The organism is Streptomyces scopuliridis RB72 (assembly GCF_000718095.1).
In the GTDB taxonomy this organism is placed as follows: Bacteria; Actinomycetota; Actinomycetes; order Streptomycetales; family Streptomycetaceae; genus Streptomyces; species Streptomyces scopuliridis.
In genome coordinates this window covers 1-620 of sequence record NZ_JOEI01000080.1, presented here as the reverse complement: position 1 = coordinate 620, position 620 = coordinate 1, and the positions used below count along the sequence as shown (strand labels likewise).

Genomic DNA, 620 nt, shown 5'->3' with positions numbered 1-620 from the left:
GCGGTCGTCGGTGGGAAGACGGCGGTGCTGTTCTCGGGTCAGGGTTCGCAGCGGCTGGGGATGGGCCGGGAGTTGTACGGCCGGTTCCCGGTGTTCGCGGACGCGCTGGGCTCCGTACTCGCCTCGTTGGAAGGCAAGTTGGGCCGGTCGCTGCGTGAGGTCATCTGGGGTGACGACGCGGAGCTGCTGAACGAGACGGGGTTCACCCAGCCGGCGTTGTTCGCGGTGGAGGTGGCGCTGTTCCGGTTGGTCGAATCGTGGGGTGTGAAGCCGGACTTCGTCGCCGGGCACTCGATCGGTGAGATCGCTGCCGCGCATGTGGCGGGGGTGTTCTCGTTGGAGGATGCCTGCAAGCTGGTCGTGGCGCGGGCGTCGTTGATGCAGGCGTTGCCGGTGGGTGGTTCGATGATGGCGGTGCAGGCGACGGAGGATGAGGTTCTTCCGCTGCTCTCCGGCGAGGTGTCGATCGCCGCGATCAACGGTCCGTCGTCGGTTGTCGTCTCCGGTGACGAAGACGCCGTCCTGTCGGTGGCCGCGCGGTTGGCGGAGCAGGGGCGTAAGACCACGCGTCTGCGTGTCTCGCACGCCTTCCACTCGCCCCTCATGCAGCCGATGCTGGA

Annotated in this window: 1 protein-coding gene; it reads left to right on the top strand. The window is 67.6% G+C overall.

Annotated elements, in window-relative coordinates; all coding sequences use genetic code 11:
* Positions 1 to 620: acyltransferase domain-containing protein (locus IF11_RS37460; RefSeq protein WP_037729488.1), on the top strand; the 620-nt coding region annotated here is incomplete at both ends.